The organism is Rhodococcus sp. BP-332 (assembly GCF_019836065.1).
Taxonomy (GTDB): Bacteria; Actinomycetota; Actinomycetes; order Mycobacteriales; family Mycobacteriaceae; genus Rhodococcoides.
The window spans coordinates 228,530-253,683 of sequence record NZ_JABUEC010000001.1 but is presented as its reverse complement, the minus strand read 5'-3'; the positions used below and the strand labels follow the sequence as shown (position 1 = coordinate 253,683).

The window sequence follows — 25,154 nt, the reverse complement described above, 5'->3', positions numbered from 1 at the left end:
TCATCCCTTCACGTTGGTGATGGAGCGCTGAGCTGCGGCCACGACGGCCTCGGCCGTGAAGCCGTACTCGCGGAAGAGCGTGGCCGCGTCCGCGGACTCGCCGAAGTGCTCGAGCGAGATGATCTCGCCGTAGCCGCCGACGATCTTGTACCAGGGCATCGCGATGCCGGCCTCGATGGAGACACGGGCCTTCACGGTGGGCGGAAGGACCTGGTCGCGGTAGTTCTGGTCCTGGCTCTCGAACCACTCGACACACGGCATCGAGACGACGCGCGCCGCGATGTCCTGCGCCTCGAGGAGCTTCTGCGCCTCCACGGCGTACTGCACCTCGGAACCGGTCGCGACGATGATCACGTCGGGTGCGGCCTTGGACGACTCGACCAGGACGTACCCGCCCTTGGAGACACCCTCGTAGCTGGTGCCGTCGAGAATCGGGATGCCCTGACGGGTGAGCGCGAGGCCGACGGGGCCGCTGCTCGACGAGCGCGCGAGCACCGCGCGCCAGGCGTGGGCGGTCTCGTTCGCGTCGCCGGGGCGCACGACCGAGAGGTTCGGGATCGCGCGCAGTGCCGCGAGGTGCTCGACAGGCTGGTGCGTCGGGCCGTCCTCGCCGAGACCGACGGAGTCGTGGGTCCAGACGTAGATGGGATCGATGTCCATCAGCGACGCGAGGCGCACCGCGGGGCGCATGTAGTCACTGAACTGCATGAAGGTGCCGCCGTACGCACGGGTCGGTCCGTGCATGACGATGCCGGACAGGATCGCACCCATCGCGTGCTCGCGGATACCGAAGTGCAGTGTGCGGCCGTAGGGCTCGGCGTCCCAGTCGTCGGTGGAGATCGACGTCGGGCCGAAGGACTTGGCGCCCTTCATGGTGGTGTTGTTGCTGCCGGCGAGGTCGGCGGAGCCGCCCCACAGCTCCGGCAGGACCGGGCCGACGACACTGAGGACCTCACCGGACGCGGCGCGCGTCGCGATGGCCTTGCCGCCCGGCTCCCAGATGGGGAGGACGTCGGTCCAACCGTCGGGCAGCGTGCCCTCGGTCAGACGGTCCAGCAGTCGGCGACGGTCGGGCTCGCGCTCGCTCCACGCGTCGAAGTCCTTGCTCCACGCCTCGTGCGCCGCGCGGCCACGCGCCTGCAGACCGCGGGTGTGCTCGATGACCTCGTCGGTGACCTCGAACGTCTTCTCGGGATCGAAGCCGAGCGCCTTCTTCACGGCGGCGACCTCGTCGTCGCCCAGAGCGGCACCGTGGACGGCGCCGGTGTTCATCATCGTGGGGGCAGGGAAGCCGATGATGGTGCGCAGCACGATGATGGAGGGCTTGTCGGTGACGGCCTTGGCCGCCTCGACCGCCTCCTCGATGGCGGTGACGTTCTCGCCGCCCTCGACGACCTGCACGTGCCAGCCGTACGCCTCGTAGCGCTTGGCGGTGTCCTCGGACAGCGCGATGTCGGTGGAGTGCTCGATGGAGATCTTGTTGTCGTCGTAGAACAGGATCAGGTTGCCGAGCTGCTGTGTGCCGGCGAGCGAGGACGCCTCGGAGGTGATGCCCTCCTCGATGTCGCCGTCGGACGCGATGACGTAGATGTAGTGGTCGAACGGGCTGTCGCCCCACGCGGGCTCGGGATCGAAGAGTCCACGCTCACGGCGCGACGCCATGGCCATGCCGACGGCCGAGGCCAGGCCCTGACCGAGCGGGCCGGTGGTGATCTCGACGCCCTTGGTGTGGCGGAACTCCGGGTGGCCGGGGGTCTTCGACTTGAACGTGCGCAGCGCTTCGAGATCGGCGAGCTCGAGGCCGAAGCCGCCCAGGTAGAGCTGGATGTACAGCGTGAGGCTCGAGTGGCCGCACGAGAGCACGAAGCGATCGCGGCCGATCCACGTGGTGTCCGTGGGATCGTGGCGCATCGTGCGCTGGAAGAGCGAGTACGCCAGGGGAGCGAGGCTCATGGCGGTTCCGGGGTGGCCGTTGCCGACCTTCTGCACCGCGTCGGCAGCGAGAACACGCACAGTGTCCACCGCCCGTGTGTCCAGATCGGTCCAGTCGCTCGGATGGTGAGCGCTGGTGAGAACGGTGATGTCGTCTGTGATCGACACGGGTGGAGATCTCCTGACACTGTCGGGGTGGGGTGGCCAGTAGTGCACGGGCGCGGCGCACTCGTCGACGCTCCGCGCGTGATGAGCCTAGTTCCCCGGCGGATCGGTCGGGGATACCCGGTTCACCGGTAGAGCCTAGTTCCGTCGGGGACGCCTCGCTGGTTCCGTGGCGGGTGGTCCGCCGCCGATCCGTCACGCGACGCCCGCACCATCCGACTACCCGCCGATTGGGGTGATGACACAGGCGGCGTCTACCATCGCTTGTAGTAGCACCATTCCGCTCGGTAACTGGGCCGGGTGGTGGAGCGGACGGTGCGAGAGGGAGATTCGAGTGGGTATGCGGCAGAGCCCGAGCGGACACGGGTTCACCGACAGTCCGACCCGGGACGTGTCGACCGCTCCCACGTCGCGACTCGGCCGGCTGACGGCCAAGCCCGCCGCCTACATAGCGCTGACGAAGCCGCGCGTGATCGAGCTCCTCCTGGTCGCGACGATCCCCACGATGCTTCTCGCGGACCGCGGCACGGTGAACCTCCCGCTCCTGTTCGCCACGCTGTTCGGCGGGTGGATGGGTGCTGCCAGCGCCAACACCCTCAACTGCGTGGTCGACGCGGACATCGACAAGGTCATGAAGCGCACGGCGCGGCGGCCACTGGCCCGCGAGGCCGTGCCGACGTCGCACGCCTTCGTCTTCGGCGCGCTCCTCGGAGTCGGATCCTTCCTCTGGCTCTGGTGGGCGGCGAATCTCCTCAGCGGAATCCTGGTCGTCGCGACGATTCTGTTCTACGTCCTCGTCTACACGATGGTGCTCAAGCGCCGGACCTCGCAGAACGTGGTCTGGGGCGGTGCCGCGGGATGCATGCCCGCACTCGTCGGATGGTCCGCCGTGACCGGGACCATCGGGTGGCAGGCGATCGTCCTGTTCCTCGTCATCTTCTTCTGGACTCCGCCCCACACGTGGGCCCTGGCCATGCGGTACAAGGACGACTACAAGGCGGCAGGCGTGCCCATGCTGCCCGTCGTTGCCACCGAGCAGGTCGTCACCCGGCAGATCGTCCTCTACACGTGGGCCACGGTCGCGGCCACGGCTGCGCTGATCCCGGCGGCCGGTGTCGTCTACGCCGCGGTCGCCCTGGCGGCGGGTGCCTGGTTCCTGCTCATGGCGCATCAGCTGTACTCCGGCGTGCGACGCGGTGAGGCCGTGAAGCCGCTGCGCCTGTTCCTGCAGTCGAACAACTACCTCGCGGTGGTGTTCATCGGTCTCGCCGTCGATTCCGTGCTCGGGATGTCCACGGTCTCCGACTTCTTCTCCTGACACCCGCTCCGAGTCAGGGCTCCAGCACGATCGATCCCGCCGTCTTCCGGCTCTCGAGGTCGGTGTGCGCCTGCCGGGCCTGCTCGAGCGGATAGCGATGCTCGACTCTGACCGTCAGGGTTCCGTCCGCCAGCGCGCGCACCACGTCGCCGCCGCGCCATTCCAGCTCTGCCCGGTCGCGGATGTGGTGCGCGAGAGTGGGACGGGTCAGGAACACCGAGCCGGCCTTGTTGAGGCGCTGTGGGTCCACCGGCGGTACCGGCCCGCTCGCGGCACCGAACAGGGCCACGGTCCCGCGGATGCGCACGCTCTCGAGACTCGCGTCGAATGTCGAGGCACCGACGCCGTCGTACACCGCCGCGACGCCGACACCGTCGGTGATGTCGCGCACGCGTGCCGGGATGTCGTCGTCGTAACGGAGAACGTGAGCCGCGCCTGCCTCGCGTGACAACGCCTCCTTCTCGTCGGTGGACACGGTGGTGATCACCGACGCGCCCTTCGCCGTGACGAGCTGCGTGAGGATCAGCCCGACTCCGCCCGCGCCGGCGTGCACCAACACCACGTCGCCGGACTGCACGGGGTACGTCGACTCGATCAGATAGTGCGCCGTCATGCCCTGGAGCAGCACGGACGCTGCCTGTGGGGGATCCACACCCGCCGGCACCGCGATGGCCGAGGCTGCCGGGACCCGCACGAGTTCGGCGTAGCTCCCGGGCGCCGCGGCCCAGGCGACGCGATCACCGACCGAGAACTCGGACACCTCCGAGCCCACCTGCTCGACGACACCGGTGCCCTCGTCGCCCGGGACGTACGGCAGCTCCCGCGGGTAGGACCCGCTACGGAAGTACGTGTCGATGTAGTTGATTCCGGAGGCCTGGACCCGCACCAGCAGATCGGCCGGGCCGGCCACCGGATCGGGGACCTCGGTCACGTCGAGGACGTCGGGTCCGCCGGTTCGGGTCACGAGTACAGCGCGCATGGGAAAAGTCTGCCACTGTGCGCGTGGCAGCGGGGGCAGGACCGACCCGCCGCGGCGTTACCGGCCAGTAGGCCGCGCGAGACGCACCGGGTATTCTCACGACCATGAGCACCGAGAGCATCGAGAACGCACCCAAGGGTGACTCCGGGCAGAGCACCGAGACGGCGGCCCCGCCATCGAACCTGGTGTCCTCGATCGAGTCGTTCGTCGCAGCGCACGGCGGGTCCGCGACGGTGGTGTTGCAGCCGCTCGGCCGCGCCGGTGTCCGCATGACGCTGGTCGGTGCCGACGGGATCCTGGGGGACCGGGTCGCCGGCAATCTCCGCATCGCGCACGCAGTGGTGGACTCGCTCGACTCCGTGACCCTCGGTGACTGGGACCGCGAGCTGACGAGCATCGTCACCCCGCGCAAGGGCCACTTCGCGCAGATGGCGGGATGGGTGGCGCGTCAGTCGCGTTTCCCGAAGGCCCGCAACGGTCTCTGACCGCGTCCGGCTCAGTCCGCGCGGGCCAGCCGCGGCGAGGTCACGTCGGTGTCCTCGGCTGCCGGCACGGTCTCCCGCTCGCGCAGGGACACCCAGAGAGCGGCCGTGGCCGCCGTGGCCGCGGCAGCACCGGCGACGTGGACGGCGACGAGGGCCGCGGGGACATCGGTGAAGTACTGGACGATGCCGACGGACGCCTGGGCGACGACGATCGCGATGACCACCTGCAGGCGCTTCTTGATGGCCGAGGCTCCGGACGGACTGACGGCGTAGACCGCGAACGTGAGCCCCACCAGCAGCGCCAGGTATCCCACCAGCAGTTCGGCATGCAGATGCACGAGGGTGACGATCTCCACCTCGAGCCGGGCCACGTCCGCGTCACCTGCATGCGGTCCCGCGCCGGTGACCATGGTGCCCGCCACCAGAACTCCGGCGAGCAGGACCGCGGACAGCACGGTCAGCCACCGCAGCGGCGCGGGCACGGCGGGGACCGAGACGCCTTCGTCCTTCTCCCCGATCTTGTGGAACAGCAGCGTCGCGAGCCAGACCATCAGCATCGAGATGACGAGGTGCACGGCCACGGTCCACCACAGCAGCCCGGTGAGCACCGTGATGCCGCCGACGCCGGCCTGCAGCACCGTGCCCGCGGGCATGAGCCACGCATAGACGACCACCTCGCGGCGTCGCCGAGCCCGCGTCACCGCCAGCACGATGGCGGCGGCGGTGAGGACCACGGCGAAGGTGAGCATGCGGTTGCCGAATTCGACCGCCTGGTGCAGGACGGGCACCTCGGACACGCCGACGGGCGTGAAACTGCCGGGGAAGCACTGCGGCCACGTGGGGCACCCGAGCCCGGAGCCCGTCACCCGGACCACGGCGCCCGTCACCGAGATACCGCCCTGCGTCAGGATCACGACGAACGCGATGATCCGCTGGACGCGAACGGAGGGGACCGGGAGGCGGTCGACCACGGAGAAGTACGCACGGGAGAGCACACGTCGATGGTAGACGGCATCTCCTACGCTGCGTAGTTGGCCTGCGGCACCGGGTGGTCGGCCTGCGGCACCGGTGTCAGGTGAACGAGAACTTTCGGGTCGCCCAGAAGCCGCAGACCGCTGCCCACACGACGAGGACCAGGATGCCGAACAGATCGGCTCGCCCGACGACGGCCTGCTCCAGCGTCTCCGCCATCGCACCCGACGGGATCAGCCGCGCGATCATGCGGACGCCGCCGGGGAGTGCCTCGTTCGCGAACACCACGCTGCCGATGCCGAGCATCACGAACCACGCGATGTTGGCGAGGGCGAGCACGATCTCGGCCCGCAGCGTCCCGCCGAGCAGGAGGCCCATCGTGGCGAAGGTGACGGTGCCCAATGCGATGACCAGCGCGCCCAGCACGAGTCCGCCGGGGGTCGGACGCCACCCGAGGGCGAGGCCGATGGCACCGAGCAGCACCGACTGCAGCACGACCACGAGGAGGACGGCGATCGACTTCCCCGCGATGGCGCCCCACTTCGGCAGGGCGGTGGCGCCGAGTCTCTTGAGGGCGCCGTAGCGCCGGTCGAAGCCGACGGCGATGGCCTGACCGGTGAACGCGGTCGACATCACCGCGACGGTCATCACGGCGGGCACGACGGTGCCGACGCGCTCGGTGCCGAAGTCGCCGAACGGCAGCAGCGTGAGCCCGATGAGCAAGGTCACCGGGATGAACATCGTCAGCAGCAGCTGCTCCCCGTTGCGCAGCAGGAGAAGCAGTTCGAGGCGGCTCTGTGCCAGCAGCATGCGGCGTCGCGGCGCGGGCCGGGGATCCGGTGTGAACGTCCCCGGTGCGAATCGGTCGGACGCACGTTCGGACCGTGATGTCACGCTCACCCTCTCAGTTCCCGCCCCGTGAGGTCGAGGAAGACGTCCTCGAGGCTGCGCTGTTCCACACGGAGATCGGTGGCCAGCACGTTCAGTCGAGCACACCACGAGGTCACCGTCGCGAGCACCTGGGGGTCGATGGTCCCCTCGAGCAGATACGAGCCCGGGGAACTCTCGACCGGATCGAACCCCTCGGGCAGCACCATCTGCAGCAACGACAGATCGAGGCCGGACGGCGCGGAGAAGCGCAACTGGCCCTCGGCACCCCGTCGCGTGAGCTCGGTGGGCGTACCGGAGGCCACGACCTGACCGTGGTCGATGATCACGAGGTCGTCCGCGAGGTGCTCGGCCTCGTCCATGAGGTGGGTGGTCAGCAGAATGCTCACGCCGTCGCGCCGCAGCGCCTCGACGAGGTCCCACACGAGGAGCCGCGCCTGCGCGTCGAGCCCGGCGGTCGGCTCGTCGAGGAACACCAGCTCGGGCCGGCCGACCAGCGCGCAGGCCAGCGAGAGGCGCTGTTGCTGACCGCCGGAGAGTCGTCGGTACGGCGTGCGGACCGCATCGGTGAGCCCCAACTGTCCGAGGAGCCACGCGGGATCGAGCGGGTCGGCCGAATACGCGGCGACGAGGTCGAGCATCTCGCCGGCACGCGAGCCGGGGTAGGCGCCGCCGCCCTGCAGCATCACTCCGATCCGCGGCTTGAGACGGTCGGAGTCGGCGATGGGATCGAGCCCCAGGACGCGAACCTCACCGGAGTCGGGCGTGTGGAAGCCCTCGCACATCTCGACGGTGGTGGTCTTGCCGGCCCCGTTGGGACCGAGGAGTGCGAGCACCCGGCCGCGCTGCAGCTCGATGTCGAGTCCGTCGACGGCCGCGACGTCACCGAAGTGCTTGACCACACCGCGGAGCGACACCGCCGGAGAGTCCGTCGGCGTCCCGGCATCGGACGCCGTGGGCGGAGGGACAGATCGGGCGGTCACGATGATCCAGCGTAGGCGTCCGAAGGACGGTCGGGCGCCGCCGCCCCGTCGCGTGCCCGCCAGGGCAGCAGTCGCCTCGTCGAGGCGTACAGCACGGCGATCGTCAGGACGGTCGCCACCGCTGCCTGGACGATGACGAAGGGCTGGACCTCACCGCCGGTCGGCATGACGATCAGCGAGACGAACGCGGAGAAGACGATCACCGGCACCCGGAACGCCGGTCGGGTGGCCCAGGCGGCCAGCGGGGTGACGGCCCACAGCAGGTACCAGGGCTGGACGACGGGGAAGAGCAGCACCAGTGCCCCGAGCGACACGCCGAGGGCGCCGATGGGGTGGAGCCGGCCCAGCAGGACCGACACGAGCATCCGCACGATGATCAGCGCGGCCACCAGGGAGGCGATCGGGCGGGTGAGGGACAGCACGGCCGTGGTGTGGTCGCCGATGCCCAGGAGGACGCCGGCGCCTCCCGTGGCGAGGCCGAGCAGTGTGGGCAACGACATCCAGCTGCGCACGGCGTTGGCCGTGTCCAGGGTGTCCAGCCAGCCGAATCCGAGCCCGCTCGCGACGCTGACACCGAGGATCACGGCGACCGTCACCGCGCCGAGCAGTGCGGCGGCGGCCGCGACGTCGCGGGGCCGACCACCCCATCGACGCGCCAACGCCATGCCCACGAATCCGAGCGCGAGCACCGACGGGATCTTGATCGTCGCGGACAGGGCGATGACCGCCGCGCCCGCGAGCAGCAGCACGCCGGTACGGCCCCGCAGTGGTGCCGCGGACTCGACTGCGCGGAACGAGAGTTCGAGCCCCGCGAGCATCAGGCCCAGCATCGCAGCCTCGTTGTGGATCCCGGCGACGAGGTGGAAGAGCAGGAGCGGATTCGCGGCACCGAGCCACAGCGCCGCCACGCTGGACACTCCGCATCGGGCGGCGAGGCGGGGGAGTGCCCACACGATGAGCGCGACCCCGACGAGCGCGACGATGCGATGCAGGAAGATTCCGGCGACGATGTCGTCACCGGTGAGCGCGGTGATGCCCCGACCGATCCACAGGAAGAACGGTCCGTAGGGCGCCGGGGTGTCGCGCCAGATATTCGGCACGGTGCGGGTGAGTACATGGTCGACGCCGAGTGCCGCCTGCGGACCGATGGCGTACGGATCGAGTCCGCGGGCCGTGATCTCGCTCTGCGCCAGGTACGAGTAGACGTCCTTGCTGAACATCGGTGGCGCGACGCACAGCGGCACGATCCACAGCGCGAGCGTGCGGTCCAGCTGGGAGCGAGACATCCGGCGCGGCGACGAGTGCGCGCCGAAGGATCCCACGGCGAGGCGGCCGAGGAGCAGCCACGCGAGCACCACGACGGCGGTGCCGATCATCGTGACGGTGAGTGCGGCGGGGAGCGCGCGAGCGAAGAGTCCGAGCACGCGGACGCCCTGCACCGGGTTCTGGAGAACCGGTTGCGCGCCGGCGCCCAGTGCACCGAGGGCCATCATCGCGGCGCCGATGGCACCGAAGCGACGGATCCGTGTGAGATCGCGCACCTCGGCGGCGTTCAGTTCAGGGCGCTCGGGCTCGTTGTCGTGGAGAAACGCGACGCGATCGCTGCGCGGATACCCTTCGAGCCCCAGCACCCGACGCGTCGCTCCACGTGCCGTCGCCCGCATCCTGGCGGCCGCACCGGGTCGAGTCGGCTCCGTCGCGCCCGCCGTGACCACGTCGTCGGTGCCGCCCGCGGGGGACGCCGAGGCGTCGGTCGGTGTCACCGGCGCGGTGGGCACGGGGTCGTCGGCAGGTGCGGGCACAGAACGGAGCGTATCGACACCGGCGCCGATCACGAACGTCGCCGCAGCATCGGTCCTGCTACCCAGGGTGCCCTTGCTGGAACCTCTCCGGTAATTCGGTCACACTGGTGTTGTGAAAACGACTACCGAACGTTCCGGCGAGCGCATCAGCGCCCGCGCCGACGTCGCGTCGGTCACCGTCACCCCGAATTCGGCGACGTCGGGTTCGGCAACGTCGGGTTCGGCAACGTCGGAGGGCCGCACGCGGTCGTCCGTCGTGACGCTCCTGCTCGAGGAGGGTCCGATCAGTGCCACCGAGGTCGGGTCCCGTCTCGGCATCAGCGCCGCCGGCGTGCGCCGCCACCTCGATGCTCTCATCGACGCGGGCGACGCGCGCGTCACGATGACCTCGCGTCCGGGCGCGCGTACCCGCGGTCGCCCCGCGAAGCTGTTCTCCCTGACCGCGCACGGACGCTCTCGACTCGGCCACTCGTACGACGATCTCGCCGGTGCGGCCATGCGGCACCTGCGGGAGATCGGCGGCGACGACGCGGTGCGCACGTTCGCCCGCCGACGCATCCAGTCGATCGTCGGCGACGTCGAGCCGGCCGACACGTCCTCGCAGCAGTCCGTCTCCGAGACGGCCGACGCCATTGCCGAGGCGCTCACCGAGTCGGGCTTCGCCGCCTCCACCCGCCCGGTCGGCAACGGGGTGCAGATCTGCCAGCACCACTGCCCGGTGTCGCACGTCGCGGCCGAGTTCCCCGAGCTGTGCACCGCCGAGCGCGAGGCGTTCGCCGACCTGCTCGGAACGCACGTACAGCGTCTCGCCACCATCGCCAACGGTGACTGCGCGTGCACCACCCATGTGCCCCTTCGCACACTCTCGACTCCCGAATCAGGCAATACCGACGACGATGTCGGCGTTGCACCGAGTGATGCTGCCGACAGCGGCACGGTCCACCTCGACCGAACAGCTCTCGATTCGGCCCGTACCACCAGCTCCAGCCCGAACAGCCCGCTCGATCGTCTCCGGAAGGAGCCCGCATGACCGTCACACCAGACCAGGTGACCCCCACGGTGCCCGCGACACTCACGCAGGACGAGACCATCGCGTCTCTCGGGACCTACGGATACGGCTGGTCCGACTCCGACGTCGCCGGTGCGAGCGCCAAGCGCGGCATCAGCGATGCGGTCGTCCGCGACATCTCCGACAAGAAGAGCGAGCCCGAGTGGATGCTCGAGGCACGCCTGAAGGCGCTGCGCACGTTCGAGCGCAAGCCCATGCCGAACTGGGGATCGAACCTCGACGGCATCGACTTCGACAACATCAAGTACTTCGTGCGGTCCAGCGAGAAGCAGGCCGCCACGTGGGACGATCTGCCCGCCGACATCAAGAACACGTACGACCGTCTCGGCATCCCGGAGGCGGAGAAGCAGCGCCTCGTGTCGGGTGTCGCCGCTCAGTACGAGTCCGAGGTCGTCTACCACTCGATCCGTGAGGATCTCGAGGAGCAGGGCGTCATCTTCCTGGACACCGACTCGGGTCTGCGTGAGCACCCGGAGCTGTTCCAGGAGTACTTCGGTTCGGTGATCCCGGCCGGTGACAACAAGTTCTCCGCGCTGAACACCGCGGTGTGGTCCGGTGGGTCCTTCATCTACGTGCCGCCGGGCGTCCACGTGGACATCCCGCTGCAGGCGTACTTCCGCATCAACACCGAGAACATGGGCCAGTTCGAGCGGACGCTCATCATCGTCGACGAGGGTGCCTACGTGCACTACGTCGAGGGATGCACCGCGCCCATCTACAAGTCCGACTCGCTGCACTCGGCAGTCGTCGAGATCATCGTCAAGAAGGGTGGTCGGTGCCGCTACACCACCATCCAGAACTGGTCGAACAACGTCTACAACCTCGTCACCAAGCGCGCCAAGGCCGAGGCCGGCGCGACGATGGAGTGGATCGACGGCAACATCGGCTCGAAGGTCACGATGAAGTACCCGGCCGTGTGGATGACCGGTGAGCACGCCAAGGGCGAGGTTCTGTCGGTGGCGTTCGCCGGCGAGGGCCAGCATCAGGACACCGGCTCGAAGATGCTCCACCTCGCGCCGAACACGTCGTCCAACATCGTGAGCAAGTCCGTCGCTCGCGGCGGCGGCCGGGCGTCCTACCGCGGCCTGATCCAGATCAACAAGGGCGCGCACGGGTCGAAGTCGACCGTCAAGTGCGATGCACTCCTGGTCGATCAGATCAGCCGCAGCGACACCTACCCGTACGTCGACATCCGCGAGGACGACGTGACGATGGGCCACGAGGCCACCGTCTCCAAGGTCAGCGACGATCAGCTGTTCTACCTGATGAGCCGCGGCATGACCGAGGACGAGGCCATGGCCATGGTGGTGCGCGGGTTCGTCGAGCCCATCGCGAAGGAACTCCCGATGGAGTACGCCCTCGAGCTCAACCGCCTGATCGAGCTGCAGATGGAGGGATCGGTCGGATGACCCTGCCCCACACCGACACCGGGGTGAAGGCTGCCGTAACCGGCGAGAACCCCGCCACCGAGAACAAGCGCGCGATCGTCGCGAACAAGGGCGCGCAGTTCTCGTCCTACGACGTCGCCGCGTTCGAGGTGCCGTCCGGCCGCGACGAGATCTGGCGCTTCACACCGCTGCGGCGCCTGCGTGGTCTCCACGACGGCACCGCCCTGGCCACGGGCTCCGCGACCGTGACGGTCACCGACGCGCCCGAGTCCGTGCGCGTCGAGACCGTCGGTCGTGACGACGTGCGGCTCGGCACCGCGGGTGCGCCGGCCGATCGCGTCGCCGCACAGGCGTATTCGTCCTTCGACTCGGCCACCGTCGTCACGGTGGCCTCCGAGGCCGAGCTCGCGGATCCGCTGATCGTCACGGTCGACGGTCCCGGAGCGGACTCCGTCGCCTACGGCCACGTCCAGATCCGCGTCGAGGCGTTCGCGAAGGCGACCGTCGTACTCGAGCAGCGCGGCAGCGGAACGTACGCCGAGAACGTCGAGTTCGTCGTCGCGGACAGCGCGCACCTCACGGTCGTGGCTCTGCAGGAGTGGGACGACGACGCGGTGCACGTCGCGTCGCATCACGCGAAGGTGGGCCGCGACAGCGTCCTGCGCTACGTGTCGGTCAGCCTCGGCGGGGACCTGGTGCGCCTGACCCCGACGGTGAACTTCACCGGTCCGGGCGGCGATGCCGAGCTCTTGGGCCTGTATTTCGCGGACGACGGTCAGCATCTCGAGCAGCGCCTGCTGGTCAACCACACCGCGCCGCACTGCAAGTCCAACGTGGTCTACAAGGGCGCCCTGCAGGGCGATCCGGCGTCGAAGAAGCCCGACACCCACACCGTGTGGGTCGGTGACGTCGTCATCGGTGCGAAGGCGGAGGGCACGGACACGTTCGAGCTCAACCGCAACCTGATTCTCACCGACGGCGCGCGTGCGGACTCCGTGCCGAACCTCGAGATCGAGACCGGCGAGATCGTCGGGGCCGGTCACGCGAGTGCGACGGGTCGCTTCGACGACGAGCAGCTGTTCTACCTCCGTGCCCGCGGCATCCCGGAGGACCAGGCACGCAAGCTCGTCGTGCGCGGTTTCTTCCACGACATCATCGCGAAGATCCCGGTGGCGTCGATCCGCGAGCGTCTCTCCGACGCGGTCGAGGCGGAACTCGCCATCACCGGCGTCTGACCCCTCGCGCGACCACCTTCTCCCGATTCACAGACAGGCAAGGAACATCATGTCCACTCTCGAAATCCGCGATCTGCACGTCGACGTCGCGAACACCGACGATGCCGCGCAGCCGATCGAGATCCTGAAGGGCGTCGATCTGACGGTCTCGTCGGGCGAGACGCACGCCATCATGGGCCCCAACGGCTCGGGCAAGTCGACGCTGTCCTACGCGATCGCCGGCCATCCCAAGTACCGCGTCACCTCGGGCACCATCCTGCTCGACGGTGAGGACGTCCAGGAGATGTCCGTGGACGAGCGCGCTCGCGCCGGCCTGTTCCTCGCAATGCAGTACCCCGTCGAGGTGCCCGGTGTGTCCATGTCCAACTTCCTCCGCACCGCGGCCACTGCCGTGCGCGGCGAGGCCCCGAAGCTGCGGCACTGGGTGAAGGAGGCCAAGGAGGCGATGACCGAGCTCGACATCGATCCGGCCTTCGCCGAGCGCAGCGTCAACGAAGGTTTCTCCGGTGGCGAGAAGAAGCGCCACGAGATCCTGCAGTTGGGCCTGCTCAAGCCGAAGATCGCCATCCTCGACGAGACCGACTCGGGCCTCGACGTCGACGCTCTGCGCGTCGTGTCTGAGGGTGTCAACCGCTACAAGGAGCGGGAGAACGGCGGCATTCTCCTGATCACGCACTACACCCGCATCCTGCGCTACATCACGCCCGATCACGTGCACGTGTTCTCCGCGGGCCGCATCGTCGAGTCCGGTGGACCGGAGCTGGCCGACGAGCTCGAGGCCAACGGATACGAGCGCTTCACGAAGACCACCGCGGGCGCATGACGGCCGTCGCGTCGGTCGGCACCCTGGACGTCGCGAGGCTTCGGGAGGACTTCCCGATCCTCGGTCGTACCGTGCGCGACGACAAGCCACTGGTGTACCTCGACTCCGGCGCGACGTCTCAACGTCCGGTGCAGGTGCTCGACGCCGAGCGGCACTTTCTCACCACCTGCAACGCGGCCGTGCACCGCGGGGCGCACCAGCTGGCCGAGGAAGCCACGGACGCCTACGAGGGAGCCCGCGCCGGCATCGCTGCCTTCGTGGGTGCCCGCGCGGACGAGATCGTGTTCACCAAGAACGCCACCGAGTCGCTCAACCTCGTGACGCACGTCCTCGGCGACGACCGCTTCGCGCGCTCGTTGCGTCCCGGTGACGAGATCGTCATCACCGAGCTCGAGCACCACGCCAATCTTGTTCCGTGGCAGGAGCTCTCGCGTCGCACCGGTGCGACGCTCCGGTGGTACGGGGTCACCGACGACGGCCGGATCGATCTCGACTCGCTCGAGCTCACCGACCGCACGCGCGTGGTCGCGTTCACTCATCAGTCCAACGTGACGGGCGCGGTGGCTCCCACCGAGGAACTCGTCCGCCGTGCACGTGCGGTCGACGCACTGGTCGTCCTCGACGCGTGCCAGTCGGTGCCGCACATGCCGGTCGACGTCTCCGCGCTCGACGTCGACTTCGCGGCGTTCTCCGGGCACAAGATGCTCGGACCGTCCGGAGTCGGTGTCCTGTACGGCAAGGCGGCGCTCCTGGCCGAGATGCCTCCCTTCATCACCGGCGGGTCGATGATCGAGACCGTGACGATGGAGCAGACCACCTACGCACCGCCCCCGCAGCGGTTCGAGGCCGGTGTGCCCATGACGTCGCAGGTCGTCGGCCTGGGTGCGGCCGTGCAGTACCTGAACGCGCTGGGGATGGACGCCGTCGCCGCGCACGAACAGACGCTCACGGCTGCCGCACTGTCGGAGCTCGCCACCATCGACGGGCTCCGCATCATCGGGCCGACGGACACGCAGGATCGCGGGGGAGCCGTGTCGTTCGTCGTCGACGGCATCCACGCGCACGATCTGGGACAGATCCTCGACGACGAGGGTGTCGCCATCCGCGTCGGTCACCACTGCGCGTGGCCGCTGCACCGTCGTTTCGGCGTGGCCGCGACGGCCCGTGCCTCGTTCGCCGTCTACAACACGGTGGAGGAAGTGCACGCGCTGCGCGACGCGATCCGCACGGCACAGACGTTCTTCGGCGTCGGCGGTGCCGCGTGAGAATGGAACAGATGTACCAGGAAGTGATCCTCGATCACTACAAGCACCCGCACGGTCGCGGGCTCCGCGAGCCGTTCGGCGCCGAGGTGCACCACGTCAACCCCACCTGCGGTGACGAGGTCACGTTGCGCGTGAACGTCGCCGACGGTGTCGTGGCCGACGTGTCCTACGACGGGCAGGGGTGCTCCATCAGTCAGGCGGCCACCTCGGTCCTGACCGACCAGGTCGTCGGACTCTCCGTCGAGGACGCGCTCCTCACGGTGGACGCCTTCTCGGCGATGGTCGGCAGCCGCGGCACCGTCGAGGGTGACGAGGACGTCATCGGCGACGGCATCGCCTTCGCGGGTGTGGCGAAGTACCCGGCACGCGTGAAGTGCGCGCTGCTCGGATGGATGGCATTCAAGGACGCCGTTGTTCGTACTGTGGAGACGCAGGACGAGCACGCGAACAGTGGAGGACGATCATGACCGATACCGACAACGGCGCAGTGGCGCCCGATTCCGTCATCGAGGACCTCGAGGAGGCCATGCGTGACGTCGTCGACCCCGAGCTCGGCATCAACGTCGTCGACCTCGGACTGGTCTACGGAATCACCATCGACGACGAGGCCGTGGTCACTCTCGACATGACACTCACGTCTGCGGCGTGCCCGTTGACCGACGTGATCGAGGACCAGAGCCGCACCGCCCTGGTGCGCAGTGGTCTCGCCGAGGACCTGAAGATCAACTGGGTCTGGATGCCGCCGTGGGGACCGGACAAGATCACCGACGACGGCCGCGAGCAGCTGCGCGCGCTCGGCTTCACCGTCTAGAGCCGGCTCACCCGATCTCACGCGAGAAGATGCGGTACGTCCTGCTCGGATCCACCGGGTAGGACGCCCGCACCGAGCGGAACCAGCCGCCGTCGGCGAGTACCGGTGCGGCTTCGATGGAGTCGTACCCGCGGTCGTGGATGCGCTGGAACAGCTCGAAGATCAGCAGTGCCGAGGTGCCCTTGTCGGGGCAGCTCGGGTCCACGAACATCATGTCCAGCCGCACGTGCGTGCGGTGTCGGCGTCCGCCGGGCCCACGCCACCGTGCGATCGTGTGGAGATCTCGCACGATGCCGAACCGTGAGCGCACCGCCCCCAGGGCTGCCCTGTTCACATCGGGAATGCCCATGACGAAGCCGACGACCTCGCCGTCGAGTTCGGCGAACAGCACGATCTCGGGGTCGAGAATCGGGCGCATGGTCGCCACGAGCGCATCGAGTTCGTCGGGTTCCACCGGCGTGAATCCCCAGAACGACGCGAATGCGGTGTTGTAGAGCACCCGCAACTTCGCCACGTCCTCGTCGAACGTCGCCGGATTCATCGGCCGGACGACGACCGACGATCGCGCCTTCCACCTCTGGCCCATCGCGTACTTCCGTGCGAACGGCGGCGATTGCACGAGCGTGTGCGGATCGTCGTGATAGAAGCTGTGGAACTCCTTGATGCTGCTCATGCCCCACGACTCGAGGAGATCGGCGTAGTAGGGGGGATTGTGGGGCATGCCGACCAGCGGCGGAATGTCGTTGCCGTGCACCAGTACTCCCGCGCTCCACAGCAATGACGGGCTCATCGGCCCCACCACGGTGCTCAGCGACCGGCCCCGAGCCCAGTCGGCCACGGCGTCGAGCAGAGCGTGCGCGGCCTCCCGGTCGTCGAGGCATTCGAAGTATCCGAAGTACGCGGTCTGCTGCTCGTAGTGCGAGATGAAGACCAGGTCGGCGATGGCCGCGATCCGCCCCACGAGCCGCCGACCGCGATACGCGAGGAAGGCCTGGCTCGTCATCCGGCTCCGCGTCTTCTCCGACGGCCGACGCAGCATCGACCCCACGTCCGCGATGTCGCCGGGAATCCAGTTCGGGTCGTCCCGGTAGACCGTGAACGGCACCTTCGCGAAGGTCGACCAGTCGCGACGGGTGCGTACCGCCGTGACGGTCACGGCATCGGTCGTGGCCGGCCGACTGTCCGTACGCGTGGTCATGAGGGGGCCTCCTCGAGGTCGTCCTGCATCGGGCTCCGGGTCGTCGGTGCCGGCCCCACGACGGACGACCGGGCGAGCACCGACTCACCGGCCCACACGTACTGCCCCGGCCGTACCAGGACGTCGCCGTCGAGCAGAGCGTCGGGAAGGAACACGTCGCACTGCGATCCGAAGCGGATCAGGCCGTACTGCTCGCCGCGAGCGAGGTGCTCACCGACCTCGACGTGGGCGACTATCCGATCCACCCACAGATCGGCGATCTGCGTGACGAAGACGGTGGGGCCGTCGGCGTGCCGGACACCGATGGTGAGTCGCTCGTTGGTCAGGAGGTACTCGCACCCCTCGTCGTACGGCGTGCGGTGCAGAAACAGGTTCGCCGTCATGCGAGCCATCGACCGGTTGAACGGCGCCGCGCCGCGGTGTTCACGCACCACCACCGCTCCCTCGATCGGTGCGCGATTGCGGTGGACCGAGTGCTCGGTCATGTAGGTGCCGACGAGCCACCCGCTCGCGTCGGAGTCGATACCGGCGTACTCGGACAGCCGGATGGTGCGTCTCTTCTTCACGGCGACGGGGATCTGCCCGGACTCGACTCGCTTGACGTAGGTGACGTACCCGTCGGCGGCCGACACGATGGACGACGGGTCCGAGGGCACCGATCGATCCGGATCACGGAGGAAGGCGGCGCTGCGCCAGTACGAGTACCCGCCGACGAGGGCGGCCAGAGCCACGGTTCCGGCGGTGGTGGCTGCTCGGGTCACGACGGCTCCACAACCGTCTCCTTACCGTGGTCGATGCGCTCGACCAGCGCGATGAACGCGTCGTAGAGATGGGTGCGCAGCATGGCATCGACCCCGACGGCGAGCACTCCGAGGGTCGCGCAGGCGACGTAGTAGACGAGTCCGAGGGTGAAGTTCACGAAGTCGCCGAGGAACACCCGGACCCGGTACCTCGCGCCGGATTCCAGGAACATCGGTTGCGGCGGGACGCGACTCATCGTGCACGGCCGAGGACGTCGCGGGTCTGTGCGCTACTGCTCACGCGGTGACCAGTCGGGGTCGGCGAGCCGTCGCATCGCGGAACTGGATGACCGACAGGTACAGCGCGAAGAGCGCATCGTGGTCCCACGAGGATCCGTCGAAGGACGACGGCATGAGCGACGGTGCGTTGGAACGGCGGATGAGGTCGTTGACGTCGGACCCGAGCAGGGACGCCGTCTTCTCCGCCGGGATCGCGCGGTCGACGATCGCCTTGAACTCTGCCCACGGCACCAGGTCCAGGCCGAGAGCCGATGCCAGGACGGCATTGCTGTACGGCACCGGATTGGACGGCACGAGGTGGGGGAGCGTGTCGTCGCCGAGCGCATTGTCCGCCAGCACGCTCGCGAGTACGTCGACGGGAGCGTAGTTCATGCCGGGGCCGTCCCACATCGCACCGACACTGCTCGCCAGCTCGATCGCACGCCAGAAGCTGTAGACGCGGCCGGGGTCCTTGCCGACGGTGGTGCTGCCGAGCACGTACGGCGACTCGACCAGGGTCACGGACGCGACGCCGTCCCGCGCGAGCCACCCGAGGAGCTGACCGTTGATCCACTTCATCTGGCAGTAGCCCGAGTACCACCAGGAATCAGGACGCAGGAAGTCTTCCGGGCTGGTGTAGATGAAGGCGCCGATGGACCCCATGTAGGTGAGGTGCTTGCGGCGATCCTCCAGGGTGAACTGGACCACGCGCAGCAGGGAGACGAACCAGTCCTGTCGGAGCTCGAGGTAGCTCGAGTCGTAGTCCGTGGAGCTGGCCGAGTTGAACACCTGGTCCACCGTGCGGCGGAGCTGCAGGTAGGTGTCCTCGTCGAGACCGAAGTTCGTCCGGGTCGGAACCGCCTCGACGACGACGATCTTCGCGAGATCGATCCCGGTGATCGAGTACTGAGCGACGGTCTCCTCGAAACGCTCGGCGGCCGAGGAGTCACCGGCGGATCGGACACCGGCGTAGACCGTCGTGATTCCGGGCCGCAGAGACAGTTCCGCGACGAGATGCGCTCCGACGAAGCCGTTCGCACCGAACACCAGCGCGACCTCGGCCGCGGGCGGCGCCATGGAGCGCACCTGCTCGGCAGTGCTCGGATCGACGATCGGTCGCAGCAACTCGTGGTCGCCGGCGGACAGCGCCGCGACGTCCGCGTACTTGCGCGAGAACAACAGCGACGGAGCGTCGCCCGTCAGAGCGACGACCGGGCTGACCAGGTGCGCGTCGTTGGCGACAGTGGTGAACGTGTAATCGTCGAACATGTGATCTCCCCCGATGGATGCGGCACCCGTCCCGGGTGTGACCGGGACGACTCGCTGTGTCTCTCCAGAGACCCTAAGAGCATCCGCGGGGTGATCAACCACGTTTGACGTTGTGAGACATACGGTTCCGTGGGCACTTGATTGTGAGGCCCGTGCGCACGCGCACGACGTGGTCGTGAGACCTCACGCCCCCTTGCGCTGCTGGTCCTCGTCCTTCGACGACGTGCCGCTCCCGGCCTTCTTCGCCGCCGTCTTCTTCGCGGCCGACTTCTTGGCGGGGGCCTTCTTCGCGGCCGCTTTCTTGGCCGGCGCCTTCGTCGCGGCTGTCTTCTTCGCCGGAGCCTTCGTCGCGGACTCCTCGTTCTCCGACTCGTCCTTCGTCGACGCCGAGTCGGTGTCGCCGCGACGACCAGGGCCGGACCGGCCTGCCGCCTCGACGCTGCGCTGGAGTGCGGCGACCAGATCGACGACCTCGGCGTCCTCGCCCGAGTCGGTGTCCTCCGCTTCGGCGTGGACCACCTTCTCACCGCCGTTCTCGATCATCTCGTCGAGGACTTTGCGGAGTTCGATCTGGTAGTCGTCGGTGTACTCGGACGGGTCGAAGTCGCCCGACATGCTCTCGACGAGTGCCCCCGCCATCTTCAGTTCGTTGGGGCGGGGCGCGGTGACGTCGTCGAGCGAGGAGAACTCGGCGGCCCGCACCTCGTCGGGCCACAGCAGCGTCTGGATCATCAGCACGTCGTCGTGCACGCGCAGGGCCGCGAGGCGTGTCTTCTGTCGCAGCGTGAAGTGCACCAGTGCGGTGCGATCGGTGGTGGACAAGGTCTCCCGGAGGAGCACGTAGGCCTTCGGGGACGTCGAGTCCGGCTCCAGGTAGTAGCTCTTGTCGAACAGGATCGGATCGATCTGGTCGGTCGGCACGAACTCGAGAACCGGGATCTCGTGCTTCTCGGCGGCGGGCAGCGACGAGAAGTCCTGATCGGTCAGGATCACCCGGTCGCCGTCAGGGGTCTCGTAGGCCTTGTCGATGTCGGCGAACTGCACCGACTCACCGCACACGGAGCACTTCCGGTCGTACTTGATGCGACCGCCGTCCTTGCCGTGGACCTGGTGGAACTTGATGTCGTGGTCCTCGGTGGCCGTGTACACCTTGACCGGGACGTTCACCAGGCCGAAGGCGATGGAGCCTTTCCAGATCGATCGCATGTGTCCAATCTTGGGGCACGCCCGGTCACATTTCCACCACCCGTCACGAACGCGTCCCCACCGCTGCGGAGAACATCGCCCGACGGACCGCTCCGAGGATCACGCGGCGGTCGGACGAACCGATCCGCGAGAACAGCGTCAGCATCGCCCGGGACATGCCGGCGACGTCGTCGTCCGACGACAGATAGGCCCGTTGCAGCGTCGACGGCATCTCGAAGAATCGGTCGAAGAACGGCGCGAGGGCATCGGGCGGGAAGGACAGCAGAGCGTCCGCGCCCACCGACCGCAGCCGGGTGACCGCCCGCGATCCCGCCGAGTCGACGCCGCTGCCGTCCAGCACGGCCGACGCGATCACGTCCGCTCGGCGCAGGGAGGCAGCGACGCTGTACCCGGTCGCGGTGTGCAGAGCCGGACTCCGCGTGCCGGTGGTGACGACCCCGCGGGTCGATCGGGTCGGCGGACGCATCGCGAAGCGCACCCGCTCGACGGGCTCGTCGCCGCGCAGAGTCACACCCCGCGCGGCCAGTCGTGCGACCAGCCGACGCGCGAGCTCGGGTGAGGTGAGGCCGGGCCGACCGACCAGGCAGGTCTCCTCGAGCAAGACCGCGCCGCCGCCGAGCGGCACCACGTACAGGAAGGACGGCACCGCGTCCGCGTCCGCACCGTTGTCCCGCCGCCAGTCCATGATCACAGCGGACTCGCCGCCGCAGGCACGTGCGGCGGTGTCCTCGTCGACCACGACCCCGTGGGCCGTCTGCTCGGGGACTCCGGGGCCCACCGCCGAGCCACGGGCGTCGATCACCGTCCGGCCGGACAGGGTCGTGCCGTTCCGCAGGGTCATCGACGTGGGCGTCACCTCCGCCGCGGACTCCGCGACCACCGACACTCCGTCGAGCGTGAGGCCGTCCTGCAGTCGTCCGGTGTCGAGCACCGAGTACTCACGGTCCACCACGTGTCGGCGTGTGCCGACAACGACGGGGGAGCGGGACGTGGACGCGCGCGTCGACTCCGGCACCCAGTCCGGAATCTCGTCGGTCCACATCCCGTACGTGTTGATCCATCGACGATCCGGACGGGGGTCGACGAGAGTCACCGATGCCCCCGCGGCCGCGCAGCGATGTGCCGCCGCGCGGCCGGACGGGCCGGCGCCGACGACGAGGACGTCGGTCAGAACGTTCCCGTCGCCAGCAGTCCGCCGTCGACGCGCACCGTCTCACCGGTGATCCACGACGCGGCGTCGGACACGAGGAACCCGACGAGCGAGGCCACGTCCTCGGGCGTTCCCAGCCGCTTCATCGGGTAGCCGGCGGCCGCCGCCTCCTCACCATTGGCGACGAGTGCCTCGGCGAACTTGGTCTTGACGACGCCCGGGGCCACCGCGTTCACACGGATCGAGGGTCCGAGCTGCCACGCGAGCTCCTCGGTCAGCCGGATGAGCGCCGCCTTGGACGAGCCGTACGCGGCGATGACTCCGGTGGATCGGATTCCCGCCACGCTGGCGAGGTTCACGACCGAGCCGCCGTGCTCGCCCATCCACGCTCGGTGCGCCTCCTGGATGAAGCCGAGCGTCGCGACGACGTTGACCTCGAAGATCTTGCGGACGCCGGCCAGATCGGCCTCCATCAGCGATCCGTACACCGGATTGATGCCGGTGTTGTTGATCAGGATGTCGAGTGAGCCGAGCTCGGCGACCGTGCGGTCGACCGTCTCGCGGCGGGACTCCTCGTCCCCGGCGTTGCCGGCGATGGCGAGCACGGTGGCCCCCGGTACCGCGGCGCGCAACTCCTCGGCGGTGGCGTCGAGCTGCTCCTTCTTGCGGGCGGTCACCGTCACGGCGGCGCCGCGAGCGAGGAGGTCGGCCGCGATGGCCCGACCGATTCCGCGGCTCGCGCCGGTGACCACGGCGACACGCCCCTGCAGATCCTGTTCCTTCTCCATGCGTCGAACGTTAGCGGAGTCACGTCTGCGTGGACCGTGGGAGCCCGCGGAGGCGTTAAAATGAGGGATTGCTGCGCAGTCGACTTCGCGCTGCGCCCGGTCTGCCACCGGACAACTACGACGATCGAGGAGTTCGCACCGTGATCACCGCCACCGACCTGGAGGTTCGTGCCGGCGTGCGTACTCTTCTGTCCGCTCCCGGGCCCGCCCTGCGCGTGCAGGCCGGCGACCGCATCGGCCTCGTGGGCCGCAACGGCGCCGGAAAGACCACCACTCTTCGCATTCTGGCAGGAGAGGGCGAGCCCTACGCCGGCTCGGTCACCCGCACCGGGGACATCGGTTACCTGCCGCAGGACCCCAAGGAGGGCGACCTCGACCTGCTGGCCAAGGATCGCGTCCTGTCCGCCCGCGGACTCGACACCTTGCTCCACGACATGGAGAAGCAGCAGGCGCTCATGGCCGAGGTGGCCGACGAGGATCGCCTCGACAAGGCCGTCCGCCGATACGGCGAGCTCGAGGAGCGTTTCGCCTCGCTCGGCGGCTACGTGGCCGAGAGCGAAGCGGCGCGCATCTGCAACAGCCTCGGACTTCCCGACCGTGTCCTGGCGCAGCCCCTGCGCACTCTCTCCGGCGGTCAGCGCCGCCGCGTCGAGCTGGCACGCATCCTGTTCGCGGCGTCCGACGGCAGTGGTGGTCGCTCGGCCACCACGCTGCTGCTCGACGAGCCCACCAACCACCTCGACGCCGATTCCATCACCTGGCTCCGCGGCTTCCTGCAGAGCCACGAGGGTGGGCTCATCGTCATCAGTCACGATGTGGAGCTGCTGAACGACGTCGTGAACCGAGTGTGGTTCCTCGATGCCGTCCGCGGCGAGCCGGACGTCTACAACATGAACTGGAAGAAGTACCTCGACGCGCGCTCGACGGACGAGCAGCGTCGTCGCCGCGAGCGTGCCAACGCGGAGAAGAAGGCCGGCGCTCTGCGCGCCCAGGCCGCCAAGATGGGTGCGAAGGCCACCAAGGCCGTGGCCGCCCAGAACATGGCCAAGCGTGCCGACAAGCTGATGGCGAACCTCGACGAGGAACGCGTGTCCGACCGGGTGGCACACATCCGCTTCCCCGAGCCCGCACCGTGCGGCAAGACGCCGCTCATGGCGTCGAACCTCACCAAGATGTACGGGTCCCTGGAGATCTTCGCGGGTGTGGATCTGGCCATCGACCGCGGTTCCCGCGTCGTGGTGCTCGGCCTCAACGGCGCCGGCAAGACGACGCTGCTCCGCATCCTCGCCGGCACGGAGAAGAGCGACTCGGGCCAGATCGAGCCCGGTCACGGTCTACGCATCGGCTACTTCGCCCAGGAACACGACACCCTCGACGACATGGCGTCGGTCTGGGAGAACGTGCGGCACGCGGCACCGGACACCCCGGAGCAGGAGCTGCGGTCGCTGCTCGGTGCGTTCATGTTCACCGGCCCGCAGCTCGAACAGCCGGCCGGCACTCTCTCCGGCGGTGAGAAGACGCGACTCGCGCTCGCCGGCCTGGTCTCGTCGGCGGCCAACGTGCTGCTGCTCGACGAGCCGACCAACAACCTCGACCCGATCTCGCGTGAGCAGGTCCTCGAGGCGCTGCGGAGCTACAAGGGCGCCGTCGTGCTGGTGACGCACGATCCGGGTGCGGCCGAGGCACTGTCTCCCGAACGAGTGATCCTCCTGCCGGACGGCAACGAGGACCACTGGTCGCAGGACTACCTCGACCTGATCACGCTCGCCTGAGTCGGCTCACGGCCGATCGCGACGGACCGACTCCTCGACCAGATCGAGGACGGCCGACAGATTCTCGGTGCCCTGGCCCGACGCGATGCGGGTCACGAGACCGTCCATGACGAGGTCGAGGTATCCCAGCAGTACCGCGGTGGGCACGTCGTCCCGCAGTCGGCCCGCAGACTTCTGACGCTCGAGACGTGACAGGACGGCGTCCTGCAGCTCGACCGAGCGCTCCGACCACCCGGCCCGGAACTCGGCGTCGGTCTTGAGCCGTCGGGCGATCTCCAGACGTGTACCGAGCCAGTCGAACTGGTCGGGAGCGGCCAGCATGTCCCGCATCACCTGGACGAGCCCCTGCTCGGCGGCGACGTCCGCCATGCGGCGCGCGTCGTCGCGGGCGAGCGCGAGGAACAGCCCGTCCTTGTCCTTGAAGTGGTGGAAGATCGCTCCTCGCGAGAGCGAGGTGGCCTCCTCGAGTCGCCGCACCGTGGCGCCCTCGTAACCGTATTCGGCGAAACAGCGGCGCGCGCCGTCGAGGATCTGACTTCGGCGCGCCGCGAGATGGTCGTCACTGACCTTCGGCACTCGGTGCTCCTGTCGTGTGCTGGGGACATCGTGCTGATCGCAGAACGCGCACGACCGAACC

24 protein-coding genes are annotated in these 25,154 nt (G+C 68.7%); 10 read left to right on the top strand and 14 right to left on the bottom strand.

What is annotated here, in order from left to right; all coding sequences use genetic code 11:
* Positions 1 to 2,100, bottom strand: a complete 2,100-nt coding sequence (gene tkt / locus HQ314_RS01130) for a transketolase (protein WP_222649025.1) — start codon at positions 2,098 to 2,100, stop codon at positions 1 to 3.
* A 337-nt stretch (positions 2,101 to 2,437) separates the two neighbouring features.
* Here tkt and HQ314_RS01125 point away from each other — a divergent pair, with 337 nt between their 5' ends.
* A complete protein-coding gene (locus tag HQ314_RS01125) occupies positions 2,438 to 3,415 on the top strand; it encodes a heme o synthase (protein ID WP_204870419.1) in 978 nt (325 codons plus the stop codon).
* A gap of 13 nt (positions 3,416 to 3,428) precedes the next feature.
* On the opposite strand, the gene HQ314_RS01120 is transcribed toward HQ314_RS01125, so the two are convergent.
* Entirely contained in the window at positions 3,429 to 4,394 is a 966-nt protein-coding gene (locus HQ314_RS01120) for a quinone oxidoreductase (protein ID WP_222649023.1), read from the bottom strand.
* 104 nt (positions 4,395 to 4,498) lie between these two features.
* On the opposite strand from HQ314_RS01120, the gene HQ314_RS01115 reads away from it, so the two are divergent.
* On the top strand, positions 4,499 to 4,879 hold the full coding sequence (locus tag HQ314_RS01115; RefSeq protein ID WP_027505290.1) for a hypothetical protein: 381 nt from the start codon (positions 4,499 to 4,501) through the stop codon (positions 4,877 to 4,879).
* Positions 4,880 to 4,890: 11 nt separating this feature from the next.
* Here the strand turns inward: HQ314_RS01115 and HQ314_RS01110 are convergent, their stop codons facing one another.
* The 4 genes from HQ314_RS01110 to mptB form a co-directional block, all read right to left on the bottom strand.
* Complete coding sequence (locus HQ314_RS01110; protein WP_204867508.1) at positions 4,891 to 5,874, bottom strand: heme A synthase; 984 nt, start codon at positions 5,872 to 5,874, stop codon at positions 4,891 to 4,893.
* 76 nt (positions 5,875 to 5,950) lie between these two features.
* A complete protein-coding gene (locus HQ314_RS01105; protein WP_371831676.1) occupies positions 5,951 to 6,751 on the bottom strand; it encodes an ABC transporter permease in 801 nt (266 codons plus the stop codon).
* A complete protein-coding gene (locus HQ314_RS01100; RefSeq protein ID WP_308119178.1) occupies positions 6,748 to 7,722 on the bottom strand; it encodes an ABC transporter ATP-binding protein in 975 nt (324 codons plus the stop codon). The genes HQ314_RS01105 and HQ314_RS01100 overlap by 4 nt, the downstream gene beginning before the upstream one ends.
* The gene (mptB, locus tag HQ314_RS01095) at positions 7,719 to 9,386 is read right to left on the bottom strand and encodes a polyprenol phosphomannose-dependent alpha 1,6 mannosyltransferase MptB (protein ID WP_222649486.1); all 1,668 of its coding nucleotides are present in this window, start codon (positions 9,384 to 9,386) and stop codon (positions 7,719 to 7,721) included. The genes HQ314_RS01100 and mptB overlap by 4 nt, the downstream gene beginning before the upstream one ends.
* Positions 9,387 to 9,669: 283 nt before the next feature.
* On the opposite strand from mptB, the gene HQ314_RS01090 reads away from it, so the two are divergent.
* The 7 genes from HQ314_RS01090 to HQ314_RS01060 are packed head-to-tail and all read left to right on the top strand — an operon-like array spanning position 9,670 to position 16,115.
* Positions 9,670 to 10,554, top strand: a complete 885-nt coding sequence (locus tag HQ314_RS01090) for a metalloregulator ArsR/SmtB family transcription factor (protein WP_222649484.1) — start codon at positions 9,670 to 9,672, stop codon at positions 10,552 to 10,554.
* Complete coding sequence (gene sufB / locus HQ314_RS01085; protein ID WP_027505295.1) at positions 10,551 to 12,002, top strand: Fe-S cluster assembly protein SufB; 1,452 nt, start codon at positions 10,551 to 10,553, stop codon at positions 12,000 to 12,002. The genes HQ314_RS01090 and sufB overlap by 4 nt, the downstream gene beginning before the upstream one ends.
* Positions 11,999 to 13,216 carry a Fe-S cluster assembly protein SufD gene (gene sufD / locus HQ314_RS01080; RefSeq protein ID WP_222649021.1) on the top strand — a complete coding sequence of 406 codons (1,218 nt, stop codon included), beginning with the start codon at positions 11,999 to 12,001 and terminating at the stop codon, positions 13,214 to 13,216. Before sufB ends, sufD begins: the two co-directional genes overlap by 4 nt.
* A 49-nt stretch (positions 13,217 to 13,265) precedes the next feature.
* The gene (gene sufC, locus HQ314_RS01075; protein WP_027505297.1) at positions 13,266 to 14,039 is read left to right on the top strand and encodes a Fe-S cluster assembly ATPase SufC; all 774 of its coding nucleotides are present in this window, start codon (positions 13,266 to 13,268) and stop codon (positions 14,037 to 14,039) included.
* Positions 14,036 to 15,304 (top strand): cysteine desulfurase, encoded by a 1,269-nt coding sequence (locus HQ314_RS01070; protein WP_222649019.1) that lies wholly within the window; start codon positions 14,036 to 14,038, stop codon positions 15,302 to 15,304. The genes sufC and HQ314_RS01070 overlap by 4 nt, the downstream gene beginning before the upstream one ends.
* Positions 15,301 to 15,771 (top strand): Fe-S cluster assembly sulfur transfer protein SufU, encoded by a 471-nt coding sequence (sufU, locus tag HQ314_RS01065; RefSeq protein WP_027505299.1) that lies wholly within the window; start codon positions 15,301 to 15,303, stop codon positions 15,769 to 15,771. Before HQ314_RS01070 ends, sufU begins: the two co-directional genes overlap by 4 nt.
* A complete protein-coding gene (locus HQ314_RS01060) occupies positions 15,768 to 16,115 on the top strand; it encodes a metal-sulfur cluster assembly factor (protein ID WP_027505300.1) in 348 nt (115 codons plus the stop codon). Before sufU ends, HQ314_RS01060 begins: the two co-directional genes overlap by 4 nt.
* Positions 16,116 to 16,122: 7 nt before the next feature.
* On the opposite strand, the gene HQ314_RS01055 is transcribed toward HQ314_RS01060, so the two are convergent.
* The 7 genes from HQ314_RS01055 to HQ314_RS01025 all read right to left on the bottom strand — a co-directional run bounded on the left by HQ314_RS01055 (position 16,123) and on the right by HQ314_RS01025 (position 22,745).
* Positions 16,123 to 17,313 carry a GNAT family N-acetyltransferase gene (locus HQ314_RS01055; protein ID WP_222649017.1) on the bottom strand — a complete coding sequence of 397 codons (1,191 nt, stop codon included), beginning with the start codon at positions 17,311 to 17,313 and terminating at the stop codon, positions 16,123 to 16,125.
* Entirely contained in the window at positions 17,310 to 18,074 is a 765-nt protein-coding gene (locus HQ314_RS01050; RefSeq protein WP_222649016.1) for a phosphatidylserine decarboxylase, read from the bottom strand. Before HQ314_RS01050 ends, HQ314_RS01055 begins: the two co-directional genes overlap by 4 nt.
* Positions 18,071 to 18,310 carry a hypothetical protein gene (locus HQ314_RS01045; protein WP_222649014.1) on the bottom strand — a complete coding sequence of 80 codons (240 nt, stop codon included), beginning with the start codon at positions 18,308 to 18,310 and terminating at the stop codon, positions 18,071 to 18,073. Before HQ314_RS01045 ends, HQ314_RS01050 begins: the two co-directional genes overlap by 4 nt.
* 40 nt (positions 18,311 to 18,350) lie before the next feature.
* A complete protein-coding gene (locus HQ314_RS01040) occupies positions 18,351 to 19,601 on the bottom strand; it encodes an SDR family oxidoreductase (RefSeq protein ID WP_261781323.1) in 1,251 nt (416 codons plus the stop codon).
* Between the two features lie 183 nt (positions 19,602 to 19,784).
* Positions 19,785 to 20,807, bottom strand: coding sequence for a Ku protein (locus HQ314_RS01035; RefSeq protein WP_222649012.1), 1,023 nt, complete (start codon positions 20,805 to 20,807; stop codon positions 19,785 to 19,787).
* Positions 20,808 to 20,850: 43 nt separating this feature from the next.
* Positions 20,851 to 21,978, bottom strand: coding sequence for a lycopene cyclase family protein (locus tag HQ314_RS01030; RefSeq protein WP_222649482.1), 1,128 nt, complete (start codon positions 21,976 to 21,978; stop codon positions 20,851 to 20,853).
* Complete coding sequence (locus HQ314_RS01025) at positions 21,975 to 22,745, bottom strand: SDR family oxidoreductase (protein WP_027505304.1); 771 nt, start codon at positions 22,743 to 22,745, stop codon at positions 21,975 to 21,977. The genes HQ314_RS01030 and HQ314_RS01025 overlap by 4 nt, the downstream gene beginning before the upstream one ends.
* A gap of 140 nt (positions 22,746 to 22,885) precedes the next feature.
* Here HQ314_RS01025 and HQ314_RS01020 point away from each other — a divergent pair, with 140 nt between their 5' ends.
* Positions 22,886 to 24,517, top strand: a complete 1,632-nt coding sequence (locus HQ314_RS01020; protein WP_027505305.1) for an ABC-F family ATP-binding cassette domain-containing protein — start codon at positions 22,886 to 22,888, stop codon at positions 24,515 to 24,517.
* Positions 24,518 to 24,523: 6 nt separating this feature from the next.
* Here HQ314_RS01020 and HQ314_RS01015 read toward each other — a convergent pair whose 3' ends face one another.
* On the bottom strand, positions 24,524 to 25,093 hold the full coding sequence (locus HQ314_RS01015) for a TetR/AcrR family transcriptional regulator (RefSeq protein ID WP_027505306.1): 570 nt from the start codon (positions 25,091 to 25,093) through the stop codon (positions 24,524 to 24,526).
* Positions 25,094 to 25,154: the final 61 nt, after the last annotated feature.

Excerpts from the sequence above, each read along its gene's own strand:
- HQ314_RS01125 (WP_204870419.1), top strand. The coding sequence starts at position 2,438 with ATGCGGCAGAGCCCGAGCGGACACGGGTTCACCGACAGTCCGACCCGG.
- HQ314_RS01120 (WP_222649023.1), bottom strand. The coding sequence starts at position 4,394 with ATGCGCGCTGTACTCGTGACCCGAACCGGCGGACCCGACGTCCTCGAC.
- HQ314_RS01115 (WP_027505290.1), top strand. The coding sequence starts at position 4,499 with ATGAGCACCGAGAGCATCGAGAACGCACCCAAGGGTGACTCCGGGCAG.
- mptB (WP_222649486.1), bottom strand. The coding sequence starts at position 9,386 with ATGCGGGCGACGGCACGTGGAGCGACGCGTCGGGTGCTGGGGCTCGAA.
- sufB (WP_027505295.1), top strand. The coding sequence starts at position 10,551 with ATGACCGTCACACCAGACCAGGTGACCCCCACGGTGCCCGCGACACTC.
- sufD (WP_222649021.1), top strand. The coding sequence starts at position 11,999 with ATGACCCTGCCCCACACCGACACCGGGGTGAAGGCTGCCGTAACCGGC.
- sufC (WP_027505297.1), top strand. The coding sequence starts at position 13,266 with ATGTCCACTCTCGAAATCCGCGATCTGCACGTCGACGTCGCGAACACC.
- HQ314_RS01070 (WP_222649019.1), top strand. The coding sequence starts at position 14,036 with ATGACGGCCGTCGCGTCGGTCGGCACCCTGGACGTCGCGAGGCTTCGG.
- HQ314_RS01060 (WP_027505300.1), top strand. The coding sequence starts at position 15,768 with ATGACCGATACCGACAACGGCGCAGTGGCGCCCGATTCCGTCATCGAG.
- HQ314_RS01055 (WP_222649017.1), bottom strand. The coding sequence starts at position 17,313 with ATGACCACGCGTACGGACAGTCGGCCGGCCACGACCGATGCCGTGACC.
- HQ314_RS01045 (WP_222649014.1), bottom strand. The coding sequence starts at position 18,310 with ATGAGTCGCGTCCCGCCGCAACCGATGTTCCTGGAATCCGGCGCGAGG.
- HQ314_RS01040 (WP_261781323.1), bottom strand. The coding sequence starts at position 19,601 with ATGTTCGACGATTACACGTTCACCACTGTCGCCAACGACGCGCACCTG.
- HQ314_RS01035 (WP_222649012.1), bottom strand. The coding sequence starts at position 20,807 with ATGCGATCGATCTGGAAAGGCTCCATCGCCTTCGGCCTGGTGAACGTC.
- HQ314_RS01025 (WP_027505304.1), bottom strand. The coding sequence starts at position 22,745 with ATGGAGAAGGAACAGGATCTGCAGGGGCGTGTCGCCGTGGTCACCGGC.